General features: G+C 66.2%; 18 protein-coding genes and 1 other RNA gene. 9 read left to right on the forward strand and 10 right to left on the reverse strand.

What is annotated here, in order from left to right:
* Window positions 1-50: 50 nt before the first annotated feature.
* Genes hrpB through IAG41_RS12965 form a run of 3 tightly spaced genes read left to right on the forward strand, consistent with a single transcriptional unit; the run spans window position 51 to window position 3,127 of the window.
* A complete protein-coding gene (gene hrpB, locus IAG41_RS12955) occupies window positions 51-2,486 on the forward strand; it encodes an ATP-dependent helicase HrpB (RefSeq protein WP_187729034.1) in 2,436 nt (811 codons plus the stop codon).
* Between the two features lie 11 nt (window positions 2,487-2,497).
* Entirely contained in the window at window positions 2,498-2,779 is a 282-nt protein-coding gene (locus tag IAG41_RS12960) for an ETC complex I subunit (protein WP_187729035.1), read from the forward strand.
* Between the two features lie 60 nt (window positions 2,780-2,839).
* Window positions 2,840-3,127 carry a nuclear transport factor 2 family protein gene (locus IAG41_RS12965; RefSeq protein ID WP_222950703.1) on the forward strand — a complete coding sequence of 96 codons (288 nt, stop codon included), beginning with the start codon at window positions 2,840-2,842 and terminating at the stop codon, window positions 3,125-3,127.
* Here IAG41_RS12965 and IAG41_RS12970 read toward each other — a convergent pair.
* The 5 genes from IAG41_RS12970 to IAG41_RS12990 form a co-directional block, all read right to left on the reverse strand.
* Window positions 3,109-3,627 (reverse strand): NUDIX hydrolase, encoded by a 519-nt coding sequence (locus IAG41_RS12970; RefSeq protein WP_187729036.1) that lies wholly within the window; start codon window positions 3,625-3,627, stop codon window positions 3,109-3,111. The two genes, IAG41_RS12965 and IAG41_RS12970, sit on opposite strands and share 19 nt — an antisense overlap.
* A gap of 10 nt (window positions 3,628-3,637) precedes the next feature.
* Entirely contained in the window at window positions 3,638-4,309 is a 672-nt protein-coding gene (locus tag IAG41_RS12975) for a TPM domain-containing protein (RefSeq protein ID WP_187729037.1), read from the reverse strand.
* Window positions 4,309-5,172: a TPM domain-containing protein gene (locus tag IAG41_RS12980; protein WP_187729038.1), complete on the reverse strand. Its 864-nt coding sequence runs from the start codon at window positions 5,170-5,172 to the stop codon at window positions 4,309-4,311. Before IAG41_RS12980 ends, IAG41_RS12975 begins: the two co-directional genes overlap by 1 nt.
* Window positions 5,169-5,555, reverse strand: a complete 387-nt coding sequence (locus IAG41_RS12985; protein WP_187729039.1) for a TPM domain-containing protein — start codon at window positions 5,553-5,555, stop codon at window positions 5,169-5,171. Before IAG41_RS12985 ends, IAG41_RS12980 begins: the two co-directional genes overlap by 4 nt.
* Before the next feature lie 104 nt (window positions 5,556-5,659).
* On the reverse strand, window positions 5,660-6,250 hold the full coding sequence (locus tag IAG41_RS12990; protein WP_187729040.1) for a LemA family protein: 591 nt from the start codon (window positions 6,248-6,250) through the stop codon (window positions 5,660-5,662).
* A gap of 144 nt (window positions 6,251-6,394) precedes the next feature.
* Between IAG41_RS12990 and mscL the strand changes: the two genes are divergently transcribed.
* Entirely contained in the window at window positions 6,395-6,817 is a 423-nt protein-coding gene (mscL, locus tag IAG41_RS12995) for a large conductance mechanosensitive channel protein MscL (RefSeq protein ID WP_187729041.1), read from the forward strand.
* Window positions 6,818-6,858: 41 nt separating this feature from the next.
* Here mscL and IAG41_RS13000 read toward each other — a convergent pair whose 3' ends face one another.
* Window positions 6,859-7,290 (reverse strand): RrF2 family transcriptional regulator, encoded by a 432-nt coding sequence (locus IAG41_RS13000; RefSeq protein WP_187729042.1) that lies wholly within the window; start codon window positions 7,288-7,290, stop codon window positions 6,859-6,861.
* 99 nt (window positions 7,291-7,389) lie between these two features.
* Here IAG41_RS13000 and ssrA point away from each other — a divergent pair.
* Window positions 7,390-7,766: a transfer-messenger RNA gene (gene ssrA / locus IAG41_RS13005) on the forward strand.
* A 9-nt stretch (window positions 7,767-7,775) separates the two neighbouring features.
* Here ssrA and IAG41_RS13010 read toward each other — a convergent pair.
* Entirely contained in the window at window positions 7,776-8,789 is a 1,014-nt protein-coding gene (locus IAG41_RS13010) for an alcohol dehydrogenase catalytic domain-containing protein (RefSeq protein ID WP_187729043.1), read from the reverse strand.
* 142 nt (window positions 8,790-8,931) lie between these two features.
* On the opposite strand from IAG41_RS13010, the gene IAG41_RS13015 reads away from it, so the two are divergent.
* The 4 genes from IAG41_RS13015 (at window position 8,932) to IAG41_RS13030 (ending at window position 12,271) form a co-directional block, all read left to right on the forward strand.
* Window positions 8,932-9,867 carry a LysR family transcriptional regulator gene (locus tag IAG41_RS13015; protein WP_187729044.1) on the forward strand — a complete coding sequence of 312 codons (936 nt, stop codon included), beginning with the start codon at window positions 8,932-8,934 and terminating at the stop codon, window positions 9,865-9,867.
* A gap of 137 nt (window positions 9,868-10,004) precedes the next feature.
* Window positions 10,005-10,715, forward strand: coding sequence for an SDR family NAD(P)-dependent oxidoreductase (locus IAG41_RS13020; protein WP_187729045.1), 711 nt, complete (start codon window positions 10,005-10,007; stop codon window positions 10,713-10,715).
* A gap of 9 nt (window positions 10,716-10,724) precedes the next feature.
* Window positions 10,725-10,961, forward strand: coding sequence for a tautomerase family protein (locus IAG41_RS13025; RefSeq protein WP_187729046.1), 237 nt, complete (start codon window positions 10,725-10,727; stop codon window positions 10,959-10,961).
* Between the two features lie 92 nt (window positions 10,962-11,053).
* Entirely contained in the window at window positions 11,054-12,271 is a 1,218-nt protein-coding gene (locus IAG41_RS13030) for a tetratricopeptide repeat protein (RefSeq protein WP_187729047.1), read from the forward strand.
* A 91-nt stretch (window positions 12,272-12,362) separates the two neighbouring features.
* On the opposite strand, the gene pnp is transcribed toward IAG41_RS13030, so the two are convergent.
* The 3 genes from pnp to truB all read right to left on the reverse strand — a co-directional run bounded on the left by pnp (window position 12,363) and on the right by truB (window position 16,218).
* Complete coding sequence (gene pnp / locus IAG41_RS13035) at window positions 12,363-14,747, reverse strand: polyribonucleotide nucleotidyltransferase (RefSeq protein WP_187729048.1); 2,385 nt, start codon at window positions 14,745-14,747, stop codon at window positions 12,363-12,365.
* Window positions 14,748-14,919: 172 nt separating this feature from the next.
* Window positions 14,920-15,189 carry a 30S ribosomal protein S15 gene (gene rpsO / locus IAG41_RS13040; protein ID WP_187729049.1) on the reverse strand — a complete coding sequence of 90 codons (270 nt, stop codon included), beginning with the start codon at window positions 15,187-15,189 and terminating at the stop codon, window positions 14,920-14,922.
* A gap of 21 nt (window positions 15,190-15,210) precedes the next feature.
* A complete protein-coding gene (truB, locus tag IAG41_RS13045) occupies window positions 15,211-16,218 on the reverse strand; it encodes a tRNA pseudouridine(55) synthase TruB (RefSeq protein WP_187729050.1) in 1,008 nt (335 codons plus the stop codon).
* Between the last annotated feature and the right edge of the window lie 22 nt (window positions 16,219-16,240).

Raw genomic sequence — 16,240 nt, forward strand, 5'->3', positions numbered from 1 at the left:
TGCTCCTTCGCTTGCGCCAAACCCCGGCTCTGGCAATTGGTTGCAGCCTGATGTCCGAACCCCTGCCCATACACGCCGTTTTGCCCGATCTGCTCGCCGCATTGCAGGCGGGGAGCAACGCCGTGCTCGTCGCGCCGCCGGGTGCGGGCAAGACGACCGCTGTCGCACCGGTCCTGTTAGCGGAAGACTGGTGCACGGGCGAGATCCTGCTCCTCTCGCCGCGCCGCCTTGCCGCGCGTGCCGCCGCCGAGCGGATGGCGGCGCTGGCGGGGGAGCCGGTCGGCAGGACCTTCGGCTATGCGACGCGGCTCGACAGCAAGCGTTCGGGGGCGACGCGGGTCACAGTTGTGACCGAGGGTATTTTCGTCAATCGCATCCAGTCCGATCCCGAGCTGGCGGGCATCTCCGCTGTGCTGTTCGACGAAATCCATGAACGCAGCCTCGACAGCGATTTCGGGCTGGCGCTCGCGCTCGACGCGCAGGCGGCGCTGCGCCCCGATCTGCGCATTGTCGCGATGTCGGCCACACTCGACGGAGTGCGCTTCTCCACGCTGATGGGAGGTGCCCCGGTGATCGAAAGCGAGGGGCGTAGCTATCCACTGACCCTGCGCCATATCGGCCGCGCTACCGAGGCGCGGATCGAGGATTCGATGGCAGCGGCGATCCGGACCGCGCTACGCGAAGAACAAGGCGGCGTGCTCGCCTTCTTGCCCGGCGTTGCGGAGATCGAGCGCACTGCCGAACGACTGGCCGACATTCCGGGCATAGTTCTGCATCGCCTGCACGGCAGCCTCGAGCCGCAGGCCCAGCGCGCCGCGATCGCGCCCGACCCCGAAGGGCGACGCAAGCTCGTGCTCGCCACCTCGATCGCCGAGACGTCTCTGACGCTCGACGGGATCCGCGTGGTCGTCGATTCAGGGCTGGCGCGGCGGCCGCGCTACGATCGCGCCGCGGGAATGACCCGGCTGGTTACCGAGCGGGCGAGCCAGGCATCGGTCACCCAGCGCGCCGGGCGTGCCGCGCGCCAGGGTCCAGGCACGACCTATCGGCTGTGGGAGGAGGCGGCGACCGCCGGGCTGCCGCGTTTCGACCCGCCCGAGATTCTCGAGGCCGATCTCTCGGCGCTCACGCTCGATTGCGCATTGTGGGGCGTCGCCGATCCGCGCCAGCTCGCCTGGCTCGATCCGCCGCCCGACGCCGCGATCTCCGAGGCGCGCGCGCGCCTTGCCGCGCTCGAAGCGCTCGACGTGGACGGCCGACCCACTGCGCATGGCAAGGCGATCGCCCGGCTGCCGCTGCCGCCCCGCCTGGGCCATATGCTGGTGCGCGCCGGCGAGCGCGGGATGGCGCATACCGCGGCGCAAGTCGCCGTGCTGCTCGGCGAGCGCGGCCTTGGGGGCAACGATGCCGATCTCGAGCTTCGCCTGCGCCGCTGGCGCTCGGAGCGCGGGCCACGCGCGGAAAATGCGCGGCGGCTGGCCGAGCGTTGGGCGAAGCTGGTCTCGGACCGGGGCGAAGGCGATGTCGCGATCTGCATCGCGCTTGCCTTTCCCGACCGTATCGCCAAACGCCGCGACGCATCGGGCGAGCATTGGGCGTCGGCGGGTGGGCGCGGCTTCCGGCTGGATCCGGCCTCGCCGCTCGCCCGCGCTGAATGGCTGGCGGTGGCCGAAACACAGGGCATGGCGGCGGGCGCGCGGATCCTTTCGGCGGCGCAGATCGATGCCGCCACGGTCGAGGCGCTATTCGGAGAGCGCATCGAGACGCGACGCAGCGTGACCTTCGATCCCGCGACCGGGCGGATAGAGACGCTGCGCGAGCGCCGGCTGGGCGCGATCCGACTTTCGAGCGGGAGCGATTCGGCGGCGAGCCCCGCCGAGATCGAGGCGGCGTTGCTGGAGGGTGTGCGCGAACATGGCCTGGCGCTGCTGCCCTGGTCCGAGACCGCGCAGGCGCTACGGACGCGCGCCGCCTATGCGGGGATCGATGCGCTGGGCGACGAAGCGCTGCTGACCAGCCTGGACGAATGGCTGCCGCCGGCGCTGGCCGGCAAGAGGCGGCTCGATGCGGTCGCGCCCGAGGCGCTGACCCAGGCGCTGCAGAATTTGCTCGGCTGGGACGGGCAGAAGACGCTCGATCGGCTAGCGCCGGCACGCTTCGAGACGCCAGCGGGATCGAGCCATGCGATCGACTATGCCGCCGAGGCGGGACCGACGGTGGAGATGCGCGTCCAGGCACTGTTCGGCCTCTCCGAGCATCCGGTGATCGGAAATGGCGTGCCGCTGGTGCTGAGCCTCACCTCGCCCGCCGGGCGTCCAATCCAGACGACGCGCGACCTGCCGGGCTTCTGGAAGGGGAGTTGGGCGGCAGTCGCCAAGGAGATGCGCGGCCGCTATCCGCGCCATCCCTGGCCCGACGATCCCGCTGCGGCTTCCGCCACGCTCCGCACCAAAAATGCGGATGCAAGGGCCGCACGCCCGCGCTAAAGGAAAATCCCATGAAGACCGCCCGAATCTATCAGCGCCCCAAGAACGCCATGCAATCCGGCCGCGCGCGGACCGATACCTGGATCCTCGAATTCGAGGCCGAACGCGCGCAAGAGCCCGATCCGCTCACCGGCTGGGCAGGCGGCGGGGACACGACCAACCAGGTCCGCATCGCCTTTCCTACGCTGGAAGCCGCCAAAGCGCATGCCGAGCGCGAGGGCTATGCCTTTCACATCGTCCCGGCGCCCGAACGCAAGCTCAAGCTCCAGGCCTACGCCGACAATTTCCGGTGACGCCGGCCCAGGTCCTCGACCGCTGGATCGAGGCCTTTCAACGCCGGTGACGCGGATGCCCTGGCGGCGCTCTATCATGCGGATGCGGTCAATCATCAGGTGGTCCGCGATCCGGTTGTCGGCCGTGATGCGATCCGTGCGATGTTCGCCGGCGAATTCGCCCAGGTCGAGATGGTCTGCGTTCCTGAGAACCGTTTCGCCGACGGCGAGTGGGCGATCCTCGAATGGCGCGATCCCCTGGGGCTGCGCGGCTGCGGCTTTTTCCGAGTTATCGAAGGCAGGATCGCTTTCCAGCGCGGCTATTGGGACCGGCTGAGCTTCGAGCGGCTCTACGCCAGCAGCGACTGAGCAAGCAGCAACAACAGCTTCACGTCGATCGCGAGGCCCTCCTCGCGTTTGGCGGCGACGAATTCCGGCAGTTCCGTCAGCGCGACGCGGTGGACGATGATGTCCTCGTCCGCCGTACCGCCACCCTGACCGATTCGCGTGAGACCACTGACCCGCACCAGAGTGAAGCCCTCGCTCACCAGACCGGGCGAGGAATAATAATCTCCCAGCGCCTCGACACTCGCGCAGCGATAGCCGGTTTCCTCCTCCAACTCGCGCCGCGCTGCGCCTTCGATCGTGTCGTTGGCATCCTCATCGCCGACCAGTCCGGCAGGCAGTTCGAGGCAGCGCCGGCCCAGCGGGACGCGATACTGATCGACCAGGAGCACATGGCCGTCGTCCACCGCGACAATCACTACCGCCCGGATCCCCCGCGCCCGCGAGACGAACTCCCAGCGCCCCTGCCGCTTGGCGGTGATCCACTTGCCCTGCCAGGCGATCTCGGTTGGTTCGTCGCTCATGGCCGCGGCCTTAGAGCTCGATGACGCGATCGGGAAGCTCGTTCGTGTCGCCCTCGCTGCGCGGGAAATGCTCCGCGAGGACGACGCCGACCTGGCGCACCGCCTCGGCCAATCCGTCGCCCAGCCGTCCCTCACGGACCGCGCCCAGCAGCCCGGCCATCGCCGCGCCCCACACATCGGGGGTGACCTTCGAATGGATCGCCTCGTCGGCGATGATCTCGGCGCGGTGCTCGGCGATCGAGAGATAGATCAGCACGCCGGTCGACGCCTTGGTGCGCTTCTCGGCGGCGGTGCGGAACAGTGCCAGTGCCCGGCGATTGACGCGGCGCGACTTGGTGACGCCGGGGGTGAGCGCGAAGCGCAGCGCGTCCCAGGTCAGCGCGACGCGCGCAACCAGGAAGGTCAATGCCATCAGGATCAGCGCGGCGGTGAGGTACCAAGTCGCCGGCACCGTCTGCGCCCAGCTGTCGACGAAGCGCGCGTGCAGCCATTCGGCGGGCGCGGGCTGCCAGGCGAGCAAAGCCAGCACCAGCAGCATCGCCAGCACCGTCCAATGGAGCGCGACGTCGTGATAGGCATCGGAGCGCCCCGCGACGACGGTGACGATCTCGCCGTCGGTGGAGAGCTCGGCCTGGGTCACCGCATTGGTGACCAGCGCGCGATCTGCGTCGGTCAATTGCATCACCAACTCCCCGAGGCGCCGCCGCCCCCGAACGATCCGCCGCCGCCGGAGAAGCCGCCGCCACCGCCACCGCCGTCCCCGCCGCCCCAGCCTCCGCCGCCGGAGCCGCCGCCCCAGCCACCGCGGCTCGATTCGCGGCCGATCTCGTTGGCGATGCTCCACAGGATGATCGGCAACGCGCCGCCGTCATTGCCGCGATAGCTCCGGGCGCCCCAAGGGCCCCCGCGGGCACGCCGCCGTCCGATGAACATCGGGATGAGCACAAAGGCCAGCACGATGCCCCAGAAGATCAGCCCGATCGGGAAGCCGCCGCCATGGCTGCGCTGGCGCGTCTGGACGGTCTTCTGCGTCGCCTGCTGCGCGCGTTGCTCGGCCGCCTCGAGCGGTAGCTTCATCTGCTCGCCGATCGCCTGCGCGCCGGCGACGATGCCGCCCGGAATATCCTTGGCGCGAAATTTCGGGAGAATGATCTCGTTGATGATCTGGCTCGAAAGCGCGTCGGTCATGATTGGTTCGAGGCCGTAGCCGACCTCGATGCCGACTTTACGGTCGTTGGGCGCGACAACCAGGATGATGCCGTTATTGGCACCCTTCTGGCCGATCCCCCAGGCACGGCCGAGCTGATAGCCATAGTCGCGGATTTCATAGCCCTGCAGATCCGGGATTGTCGCGACGACGAACTGACGCGTCGTCTTGGCGTTGATATCCTCCGCCAGCTTGGTGATTTCGGCCTTCTGCGCAGCGCTGAGCAGCCCTGCGGCGTCGACCACGGGCTCGCGATCGCGCTTGGGGAAATTGGGCTGCGCCTGCGCCGAAACCGGTAGGAGGAGCAGCAAAGCGAGCAGAACGCGTACGATGCTCATTGGGTGATCTCGCGAATGATGCCGTCGCTGCCGGCGAGGATGCCGTCAGCCATTTTCTGTTCGCGGAAGCGCGGCAGAATCATATTCTGCATGATCGCCTGCGCCTCCGCGTTGGTAAGCGCCTTCATCAGACCGTTGCCGGTCTCGATGCGCGCCTTGCGCTCGGTCGGAGCGACGATCAGCAGGGCGCCGTCGCCTAATCCATTTCGGCCGATCCCCCAATAATTGCCAAGGGTCCGGCCATAGTCGGCAATCTCATGCCCATCGAGAGACTTGATCGTGACCACCACGAATTGGTGCCTCGACCGAGCCTCGACCTGCGCCAATCGGCCGGCGAGTTTCTCCTCCACATCCTGCGGCAGAAGATCGGCCGCATCGACCACACGCCCCGTCAGCGCCGGGAAATCATAGCCGGCGGGAGGTGTCCTGGGTGGCGCCGCAGCGCTACAGGCTGCGAGCGCCCCACAGAGGAGGAGCGCCCTGGGGATCAGTTGCTGTTCCCGAAGCTGACCGGAGGCGCGACATCGGCGCCGGCCTTGGCCTCGAACGGCGTCATCGGCTTGGCGCCATAGAAGATCTTGGCGCCGACCGCGTCGGGGAAGGTGCGGATGCGGGTGTTATAGGCCTGGACCGCAGCGTTATAGTCGCGGATCGAGATCGCGATGCGGTTTTCAGTGCCTTCGAGCTGGCTCATCAGCGTGGCGAAATTGGCCTGACTCTTGAGCTCCGGATACGCCTCCACATTGGCGAGCAGGCGCGAAAGCGAACCACCAAGCTGCTGCTGCGCGGCCTGATATTGCTGGACCTTGGCGGGATCGCTCAGGTCTGCACCGGTCACCTGGATCGAGGTCGCCTTGGCGCGGGCATCGACAACGTCGGTCAGGATCTTGCCTTCGGACGCGGCCGCGCCCTTCACCGTCGCCACCAGATTGGGGACCAGATCGGCGCGACGCTGATAATTGGTCTGGACGTCTGCCCAGCGCGCCTTGGCATTCTCCTCGGCGGTGGGGACGCTGTTGATGCCGCATGCCGAAAGCAGGACGACGGCGGCAAGCGCAATGGCGGCACGAAACTTCATCGGTGGTGATCCTCCAGACGCAGTAAGTAGGTGTCTTATACGGTGCTTACACCCCCACTCGAAAGCGAAATCGGACATCAAGGGCTTGGCCCGCCCGGTCCGGCTCGTGCATGAAGGCACGGCAAGTCCTGGGAGACGCGAACCATGATCAAGGAATTCAAGGCCTTCATCGCGCGTGGCAACGTGCTCGACCTTGCCGTCGCGGTCATCATCGGCGCGGCGTTCGGCAAGATCATCAGCTCATTGACCGACGACATCCTCATGCCGCTGATCGGCAAGATCTTCGGCGGGCTCGATTTCTCGAGCTACTTCATCGCGCTGGGGCCGATCCCCGCGCAGCTCGCCGGATCGTCCGATTATGCCGCGCTGAAGAAAGCGGGCGTGCCGCTGTTCGGGTGGGGGGCGTTTGTCACGGCGTTCGTCAATTTCCTGATCGTCGCCTTCATCATCTTCCTGATCGTGCGCGCGGTGAACCGCGTGATGCCGAAGGCCGAGGAAGCCGCGGCTGCCGAGCCGGCAGACGTGACGCTGCTGCGCGAGATACGCGACGAGTTGAAGAAGCGCTGACGTCGTTTCGAGGCGATGCGCCAACAGGCGCATGGGAGGGCTCAGGCCGCGGCGAGATCCTCGGCGATCGCATCGGCCAGGCTGGTGCCGTCGAGGATTCGCGCGGTCTCATCGCGCACGCGCGCCATCGCCTGGCGAATCGCGCAGGCGGCCTCGTCCTTGCAGTCCGCGCAGGGGCGATAAGCGGTGCGGCTGACGCAGGGGACCAAAGCCAGCGGCCCTTCGATCACGCGGATGATCTCGCCCAGCGAGATGAGGTGCGAGGTGCGGGCGAGACGATAGCCGCCCATCTTGCCGCGGGTCGAGAAGAGGAAGCCCGCCTCGCGCAGATCGGCGAGGATCAGCTCGAGGAACTTGCGGGGTACATTGGCCTCGGCCGCGATGCGGTTCATCGGCACGGGGGCGCCGGCGGCGGGCTGTTCTGCGAGGAAGAGCATCGCGCGAAGCGCATAACGGGAACGCTGCGTCAACATGATGCACTCTCCATGCCAAGCGAATGCGGCACTGTGAAGGCCCCGGACGCTTTTTTGGCACCGCCGGCCTCGGTACCGGTCTCATAGGGCCGCCAACCTGACCTTTTCATTAAGCGCAAAGTGCTTATATCGGTTTTGCCGGGTTCGCCCGGCTATGGGGATAAACGACGGCGTGCAATAGGCGCAGCGGACCCGGGGGCGGTACCCGGCGGCTCCACCATAAACCCCGGAAACGGGGCTTCTGACGGGGCCGAACTAGGATCGACGTGTGTTGAAAAGCGCTAACTATCTCTCGGCGTGGGCCACCGTGACGGTCCATTACACAAGTGCCAACGATAACGAAGCACTCGCTATTGCGGCGTAACCCCAAGGCTTAACGGCCTAAGGTTATTCTAAAATGCGCGGTTGGACCGCACCGGGCAACAGAAGCGGAATCCAGCGGTACGGGGAGCACCGGGCAACAGAAGCTCCCCACTTCCTCCCAATCAATCCATCTTCAGCACGACGCGGAAGCGTGCCTTGCCGCTTATCATATGGTCATAAGCGGCCTGGGCCTGCTCGAACGGATAGATCTCGTTCATCGAGGCGATCGCGTGCAGCTCGCTGAAACGCAGCGTATCCTCCGAATCCGCCGATACCCCCGAATACCAGCCGCGCACGCCGGCGCTCTTGGTGATCAACTCGATCGGATTGATCTGGATCGGTCCGGTCGCGCCGATGACCATCATCGTGCCGCCGGCGCCCAGGCCGCCGACGATCGCCTGCATCGCATCGGTAGCGGTGACGGTGGCGATGATCACCCTGGCGCCGCCCATTGCCCGCAGCGCCTGGGCAGGGTCGTTCGCGGCGCTGTCGATATAGTCATGTGCGCCGAGCGAACGCGCCAGCCCCTCCTTGTCGGTGCCACGATTGACCGCGACGGTACGGAAGCCGAGCCGTGCGGCGAACTGGATGCCGAGATGGCCGAGCCCGCCAATGCCGTGGACCGCGACGAGATCGCCCGCCCGCGCGCCCGCATTGCGGATCGCGTTGAAGGTGGTGACGCCGGCGCAGAGCAGCGGCGCGGATTCGACCGAATCGAGCGAGGCGGGGACATGCGCCAGCGCCGAAGCCAGGGCCAGCATATGCGTGGCATAGCCGCCATCGCGCGAGACGCCGGTCGCGCCATGGACATTGTCGCAGGCATAGGCCTCGCTCCGCCGACAATGCGGGCAATAGCCGCACGAACCGGGGAACCAGCCGACCCCGACCCGGTCGCCGACGCTCCATCCGTCGACATCGGCGCCGACGACCTCGATCGTGCCGATGACCTCATGCCCGGGGATGCGCGGATATTCGATGCCGGGCGCGCCGCCGACCGTCATCGCGTCGCTGTGGCAGACGCCGCAGGCCTGTACCTTGACCAGCACTTCGTGCCGGCCAGGGGTCGGAATTTCGCGTTCCACCAGTTCGAAGGGAGCACCGGCTTGCGGAACGATCATCGCGCGCATCGTCGACATGGCATCATCTCCAACGGAAGACTCGCGGGGATTATACCATGCGCGCCTTTGCTATCGACGTTAGATCGCGTTTGGATCGTTGCCAGAATCGCCCGAATTCTCGAATATGCGCGCCGGTAGTTCCATCTCTCGGAAGAATGTCATGGACCGTATCGACGCGATGCGCGTGTTCGTCGCCGCGCTGGACGAGGGCAGCCTCGCCGGCGCGGGGCGGCGTCTGGGGCGGTCGCCCGCCGCCGTGAGCCGCGCGATCGCCTTTCTCGAGGCGCATGTCGGGACCGAGCTCCTGCATCGCACGACGCGCTCAATGAAGCTCAGCGAAGCCGGTGAGCGCTATGCGGTGGCGTGCCGGCGCGTGCTGATCGAACTCGAGGAGGCCGACCTGTCCGCCGCGGGCGAACGTGCCGCGCCGCGCGGGACGCTCACCATCACCGCGCCGCCGATCAGCGGCGAGGAGATATTGCGCCCGATCGTCGACGCGTATCTGCACGCCTATCCGGCGGTTTCGGTGAACTTCGTCCTGCTCGACCGTCACGCCAATCTGGTCGAGGAAGGCATCGACATCGCGCTGCGCGTCGGCGAGCTTCCGGATTCAGCACTGGTCGCCATCCGCGTCGGCGGTGACGTCAAGCGCGTGATCGTCGCGTCGCCGCGCTATCTCGCGGAGCATCCGCGCATCATCGAGCCCGCCGACTTGGCGAAGCACAGCATCGTGACGACCACCCATTTCGGGCAGGACAGCTGGGTGTTTCCGCCGGCGCCCGGCGCCCCGATCGCGCGGGCGGTGCACTTCAGACCACGGCTGCTCGTCAACAGCGTGCGCGCCGCACTCGCCTCCGCCGTGGAGGGCCAGGGCGTGACCCGGCTCTATACCTATCATGTCGCGGAACGCGTGCGGGACGGCTCGCTGAAGATCGTTCTGCGCGATGCGGAGCCACCTTCCATGCCGGTGCATCTGCTCCTGCCGGCCGGCCGAACCTCGGTGCCGAAGGTGCGGGCCTTTGTCGATTTCGCCGCTCCCAGGCTGCGTGCCGAGTTTGCCCGTCTCTCGGCGGAAGCAGGCGTATTCGCCCCCTAACCAGACCATTATTCCGCGAGTGGGAAGAGTGACCGCCGTATAACGAATATTCTGACGATTGATGATCGAACCTACGTGTTGCCCACGGCCTGAGGGCCTCGGCAGCAATTCCGCTGACCGAACGATCGAGACAGATCATGAGCAGCGAACAGAAAGTGGCCATCATCACCGGCGCGTCGCAGGGTATCGGCGCCGCGTTGGTCAAGGCATATCGCGACCGCAACTACCGCGTCATCGCGACGTCCCGCTCCATCAAGCAGGGCAGCGATCCCGACGTGGTGGCGATCGCGGGCGATATCGGCGATCCCGCCACCGCGGAGCGCGTCGTCAACGAGGCGATTACGCGGTTCGGACGCATCGATACGCTGGTCAACAATGCCGGCATCTTCACGGCCAAGCCGTTCACGGACTTCACGCTCGAAGACTTCTCCTCGACGATCTCGACCAACGTCGCCGGCGTCTTCCACATCACGCAGCGCGTCGTAGCGGAGATGCTGAAGCAGGAAGCCGGTCATGTCGTCAACATCACGACCAGCCTCAGCGATCATGCCATCACCGGCGTCCCGAGCGTGCTCGCCAATCTTACCAAGGGCGGTCTCAACTCGGCCACCAAATCGCTCGCGATCGAATATGCCCCGACGGGCATCCGCGTGAACGCGGTGTCGCCGGGTGTCATCAAGACGCCGATGCACGCGCCCGAAACCCATGAATTCCTCGCCGCGCTGCACCCCGTGAAGCGCATGGGCGATATCCGCGACATCGTCGACGCGGTGCTCTATCTTGAATCGGCCGCCTTCGTGACCGGCGAGATCCTGCATGTCGATGGCGGCCAGAGCGCGGGCCACTAAGGAGGATTTATGCCCATTGTCACGATCCAGGTAACGCGAGAGGGATCCGGCCCCGGTCGGGACTCGGTCACGGCGGAGGAAAAGGCCGAGCTGATCGCAGGCGTCAGCCAGCTCCTTCTCGCCGTGCTCCACAAGCCGCTCGAATCGACGTTCGTCGTCATCGAGGAAGTCGACACTGACAATTGGGGCTGGGGCGGCCTGCCCGCGCTCGAATATCGCAAAAAGCTCGCTGCCGGGACCGGCTGACGGATCTTGGGGCGCCGCCGATGCGGCGCCCCTCCCACTTCATCTTCACCTTTCCGCCGTGCTAGCTCTCCCTGACCTTGGGGGAGGATCGCATGTTCCTGCATTTCGTTTCGCTGCTCTCAGCGATGGCTGCGCAAGCTGGGCCCGCTGCCTGCCCGATCGAGGACGCAGCCTCGGAGAAGCCCGGCTGGCGCGCCGAGTGCGATGCCGCGATCAAGGCCGAGCGCGATCCCGTGGCTCAGGCGGTGTTGCTGTTCCGCAGCGCCTATGCCTATAACGAGGCTTCCCAATATTTCGAAGCGCGCGACGCGCTGGAGCGGGCGGTGAAGCTCGATCCGGCCAACCCGGTCGCCTGGCACGAACTTAGCTATACCGCGAATGCGCTGGGCGACTACGATGAAGGCGAACGGGCCGCGGATACCGAGCTGACGCTGCGGGGCGATTTTGTCGCCACCTATCAGGAACGCGCCTTCTCGCGCCTCTATCTCGCCAAGCTCGATGGGCTTTATGCGGATCGCGACAAGGTCGTGACAATGCTTCCGACCGAGGCCGCACCGTTGCTGGACCGGGCGGCGGCGGCGATGTGGCTGGGACGGTTCGACCGGGCGCGCAGCGATCTCGACTCGGCCACGAAGCTGGCAAAAGGCGACGCCGGGCTCGGCAAGTCGATAGCGGCGTTTCACGAGTCGCTGGTACTGTGGACGACAACTTCACCGAAGGGTGCCGCGGGCTGCGCATGGCCGCGCGACAATGCCGCGCTGCACGTGCCAGGTTTCATCGGAGACTGCACCGCAGCCTTTCTGGCCGCCAAGAGCCCCACGCGACGCGCCGAATTCCTCACCTATCGCTCATTGGCCTGGCTCAGCGCCAAGCAGGATAGCGCGACCGCCACGCTCGACCGGGCAGTGGCTGCGGCAATCGACCCGGGCAGCGCCGACGCGCACGCGAATCTGGGCTTCGCCTATCTCGACGCGCACCATAGCTGGGCGGCGGCGCGCGAGTTCGACCGCGCGATCGCGATCAAGGTTAGCTGGGCAGCGCTCGCCGGACGATCTGCCGCGAAATATAATCGCGAGGATCCCGAGGGCGCGTTGGCGGATGCCAAGCGCTCCTTCGAAATCGAGCCCAACGAGCTTGCGCTCACCGTCCTCGGCGACCTCGCTCATGATCGCGGGGACGACAAGTCAGCGAAGCTATACTGGATCGGCGCCTACCATCTGGGCAGCACCGGCGACGCCATGCGCGACCGGCTGAAAGGCATCGGCGTCGAGCATCCCGAAAGGGAACCGAGGGAAGGACCAAAGCCCTGACTGGACCCGCCGGCACGCCTTTCGGCGCCGACATCGGGCAAAAAAGAAGGGGCCCTTCCGGGCCCCTTCCTCATTTTCGATACAGCGAAGCTTAGTCGCGGTCGCCGGTCAGGAATGCGGGCAGGCCGATATTCTCGCCGCCTTCGTCCTTGCTCTCCGAACGCTCAGGGCGCGGACCACGGTCGCCACGGCCTTCGCCGCGGGGACCACGGTCACCACCGCCACCGCCGCCTTCGCGACGCGGACCACGGTCACCGCCACGGCCGCCGTCACGACGACGGTCGCCGTCACGCGCCGGACGGTCGCCACGATCACCGCGCGGACCACGATCGCCACGATCGCCGCCTTCGCGGGGCTCGCGGGCCGGACGGGTATCCGCCAGCTCTTCGCCGGTCTCCTGATCGACGACGCGCATCGACAGGCGAACCTTGCCGCGCGGATCGATCTCGAGGACCTTGACCTTGACTTCCTGGCCTTCGCTCAGGACGTCCGAGACCTTCTCGACGCGCTCATTCTTGATCTCCGAGACGTGGACGAGACCGTCCTTGCCGCCCATGAAGTTAACGAACGCGCCGAAATCGACGAGGTTGACGACCTTGCCGTTGTAGATCTTGCCGACCTCGGCCTCTTCGACGATGCCCTTGATCCAGGCGATCGCCGCCTCGATCTGCGCATGATCCGAGGACGAGACCTTGATCACGCCTTCGTCGTCGATGTCGACCTTGGCGCCGGTGGTGGCGACGATCTCGCGGATCACTTTGCCGCCCGTGCCGATGACGTCACGGATCTTCGACTTGTCGATCGTGATCGTCTCGATGCGCGGTGCGTGCGCCGACAGCTCTTCACGGGTGTGATCGAGCGCCTTGGCCATTTCGCCGAGGATGTGGGCGCGGCCTTCCTTGGCCTGGGCCAGCGCCTGACGCATGATCTCTTCGGTGATGCCGGCGATCTTGATGTCCATCTGCATCGTGGTGATGCCTTCGGACGTGCCCGCCACCTTGAAATCCATGTCGCCGAGATGATCCTCGTCGCCGAGGATGTCGCTGAGGACCGCGAAGTCCTTGCCTTCCAGGATCAGGCCCATCGCGATGCCCGAGACCGGGCGCTTCAGCGGCACGCCGGCATCCATCATCGACAGCGAACCGCCGCACACCGTCGCCATCGACGACGAACCGTTGGACTCGGTGATGTCGGAGAGAACGCGGATCGTGTAGGGGAACTCGTCCTTCGACGGCAGCACCGGGTGCAGCGCGCGCCAGGCAAGCTTGCCATGGCCGACTTCGCGGCGGCCCGGGGCGCCGAAGCGGCCGACTTCGCCGACCGAATAGGGCGGGAAGTTATAGTGCAGCATGAAGTGCTCGTAATTGAGCCCGTTCAGACCGTCGATCATCTGCTCGGCGTCGCGGGTGCCGAGCGTGGTGGTGCAGATCGACTGGGTCTCGCCGCGCGTGAACAGCGCCGAGCCGTGCGCGCGGGGCAGGAAGTGCACCATCGCCTCGATCGGACGGATCTGGGTGGTGGTGCGGCCGTCGATGCGGGTGCCGTCCTTGAGGATGGCGCCGCGGACGATCTCGGCTTCCAGCTTCTTCATCAGCTTGCCGGCGGCCATCTGGTCCTGCGGAGCGGCATCGGCAAAGGCAGCCTTGCCCTTGGCGCGCGCTTCGTTGAGCAGGCCCGAACGCTTGGACTTGTCGGTCACCTTGTAGGCGGCGGCGATGTCCTTGCCGATCAGCTTCTTGAGCTTGTCCTTGGCAGCCGTGAGATCGGCCTGCTCGGCCATTTCCCAGGGATCCTTGGCGGCCTTCTCGGCCAGATCGATGATCGCGTTGACGGCCTGGCGGCACGCCTTGTGCGCGAACTGGACGGCGCCGAGCATGACTTCTTCCGAAAGCTCCTTGGCTTCGGATTCGACCATCATCACGGCATCGCCGGTGGCGGCGACGACCAGATCGAGATCGCCTTCCTTCACCTGGTCGAGCGTCGGGTTGAGGATGTACTCGCCATCGACATAGCCGACGCGCGCCGCGCCGATCGGGCCCATGAAGGGCACGCCCGAGATGGTCAGGGCCGCGGAAGCGGCGACCATCGCGACGATGTCGGGCTCGTTCTCACCGTCATAGCTCAGCACCTGGGCGATGACGTTGATCTCGTTGTAGAAGCCCTCCGGGAAGAGCGGGCGGATCGGACGGTCGATGAGACGCGAGACCAGGGTCTCCTTCTCGGTCGCGCCACGCTCGCGCTTGAAGAAGCCGCCGGGGATGCGTCCCGCGGCCGAATACTTCTCCTGGTAATGGACGGTGAGCGGGAAGAAATCCTGCCCCTCCTTGACCGAGCGCGCGGCCGTGACGGCGCAGAGCACTACGGTTTCGCCGAGCGTCGCGAGGATCGCGCCGTCGGCCTGACGGGCAACACGGCCCGTTTCGAGAGTGAGCGTCTTGCCGCCCCACTCGATTTCTACTTTCTTGATGTCGAACATTTTATTTCCTTCACTCCCCGCGCCCGATGCGCAGGGGGCCTATGAGCCGGACCGTTGTTGGCCCGTTAGGAGGGACCGGATTGTCCCCCTTGTTCCCCCGCTCCTGCAGGGGTCCAGTTTTCCCCGGTTGATGCCGGGATGAAAAAACGGCGCCCGAAAAGGCGCCGTTTTGTTACTTGCGAAGCCCGAGCTTCGCGATGAGTTCCGCGTAGCGTCCTGCGTCCTTCTTCTTCAGATAGTCGAGCAGGCTGCGGCGCTTGTTGACCATCAGCAGCAGACCGCGGCGCGAATGATTGTCCTTGCCGTGGGTCTTGAAGTGCTCGGTCAGGTTCGTGATGCGCTCGGTGAGGATCGCGACCTGGACTTCGGGGCTGCCGGTATCGCCAGTGGCGCGGCCATGTTCCTTGACGAGCGCGTCCTTGCGCTCCTGCGAAATCGTCATGCTGTTTCCTTCGACATCGTCTTAGAGATTGAACCCGCGAACGACCCGGACAAGTCCGGATTGAGCCTCCACCAGCGCGACGGGAATAGCCTCCAGCAGCGCGAAATATTGGCCATCGTCAACGGCGGTCCCGGCCAAGACCTGCCCCTTGCGGAGCAGCCCTGCCTGGTCGGGGGTGAGGGATAGAGCCGGGATGTCGTCCAGCCCCGCCCTCAGCGGCAGGATGCAGTCTTCAAGGGTGCGGCCCTTAGCGGCTTCGCCCAATTTGTCCAGCGAAATCGCCTGTTCGAGGGTGAACGGACCCGCCTTGGTGCGGCGGAGCATCGTGACATGGCCGACCGTGCCCAGAGCGTGCGCGATGTCGCGCGCGAGGCTGCGGATATAGGTGCCCTTGGAGACATGGGCAGTGAAGGTGATGCACTCGAGATCCTCCCCGAGCTCGCTCGGGGAGGGGGACCGCGCGCGCAGCGCGTGGTGGAGGGGTGGTGCCAAAACGCCAGTTGCGCCTGCCCCTCCACCATCGGCTTCGCCGACGGTCCCCCTCCCCGAGACAAGCTCGGGGAGGATCTGGAGGGAGTGGATCGTCACCTTTCGGCTCGCCAGCACCACTTCCTCGCCCGCCCGGGCCAGATCATAAGCGCGCTCGCCATCCACCTTGAGCGCCGAATAGGCCGGCGGCACCTGCTCGATAGGACCGGTGAAGCGCGGCAGCACTGCTTCGATCTCCGCGAGCGTCGGGCGAATATCGGAATGCGCGACCTCGCGCCCCTCCCCGTCCAGCGTGTCGGTCTGCACGCCGAAGCGGAGCGTGAAATCATAGATCTTGTCGCTGTCGAGCATCCGCCCGGCGAGCTTGGTCGCCTCGCCCACCGCGATCGGCAGCACACCGGTCGCCAGCGGATCAAGCGTGCCGCCATGGCCGACCTTGAACTTGCCGTAGCCGCCCTCGCGCAGCGCGCGCTTGACCGCGCTCACACCTTGGGTCGAGCCCAATCCCAGCGGTTTGTCCAATATGATCCAGCCATGCATCGCTGCCGCCTAACCCAGCGGC

The sequence above is a fragment of the Sphingomonas sp. JC676 genome (assembly GCF_014489075.1).
In the GTDB taxonomy this organism is placed as follows: Bacteria; Pseudomonadota; Alphaproteobacteria; order Sphingomonadales; family Sphingomonadaceae; genus Sphingomonas.

Bases quoted from the DNA above. Each gene is read 5' to 3' on its own strand.
- hrpB (WP_187729034.1), top strand. From the start codon at position 51: ATGTCCGAACCCCTGCCCATACACGCCGTTTTGCCCGATCTGCTCGCC.
- IAG41_RS12960 (WP_187729035.1), top strand. From the start codon at position 2,498: ATGAAGACCGCCCGAATCTATCAGCGCCCCAAGAACGCCATGCAATCC.
- IAG41_RS12970 (WP_187729036.1), bottom strand. From the start codon at position 3,627: ATGAGCGACGAACCAACCGAGATCGCCTGGCAGGGCAAGTGGATCACC.
- IAG41_RS12975 (WP_187729037.1), bottom strand. From the start codon at position 4,309: ATGCAATTGACCGACGCAGATCGCGCGCTGGTCACCAATGCGGTGACC.
- IAG41_RS12980 (WP_187729038.1), bottom strand. From the start codon at position 5,172: ATGAGCATCGTACGCGTTCTGCTCGCTTTGCTGCTCCTCCTACCGGTT.
- IAG41_RS12990 (WP_187729040.1), bottom strand. From the start codon at position 6,250: ATGAAGTTTCGTGCCGCCATTGCGCTTGCCGCCGTCGTCCTGCTTTCG.
- mscL (WP_187729041.1), top strand. From the start codon at position 6,395: ATGATCAAGGAATTCAAGGCCTTCATCGCGCGTGGCAACGTGCTCGAC.
- IAG41_RS13000 (WP_187729042.1), bottom strand. From the start codon at position 7,290: ATGTTGACGCAGCGTTCCCGTTATGCGCTTCGCGCGATGCTCTTCCTC.
- IAG41_RS13010 (WP_187729043.1), bottom strand. From the start codon at position 8,789: ATGTCGACGATGCGCGCGATGATCGTTCCGCAAGCCGGTGCTCCCTTC.
- IAG41_RS13015 (WP_187729044.1), top strand. From the start codon at position 8,932: ATGGACCGTATCGACGCGATGCGCGTGTTCGTCGCCGCGCTGGACGAG.
- IAG41_RS13020 (WP_187729045.1), top strand. From the start codon at position 10,005: ATGAGCAGCGAACAGAAAGTGGCCATCATCACCGGCGCGTCGCAGGGT.
- IAG41_RS13025 (WP_187729046.1), top strand. From the start codon at position 10,725: ATGCCCATTGTCACGATCCAGGTAACGCGAGAGGGATCCGGCCCCGGT.
- IAG41_RS13030 (WP_187729047.1), top strand. From the start codon at position 11,054: ATGTTCCTGCATTTCGTTTCGCTGCTCTCAGCGATGGCTGCGCAAGCT.
- pnp (WP_187729048.1), bottom strand. From the start codon at position 14,747: ATGTTCGACATCAAGAAAGTAGAAATCGAGTGGGGCGGCAAGACGCTC.
- rpsO (WP_187729049.1), bottom strand. From the start codon at position 15,189: ATGACGATTTCGCAGGAGCGCAAGGACGCGCTCGTCAAGGAACATGGC.
- truB (WP_187729050.1), bottom strand. From the start codon at position 16,218: ATGCATGGCTGGATCATATTGGACAAACCGCTGGGATTGGGCTCGACC.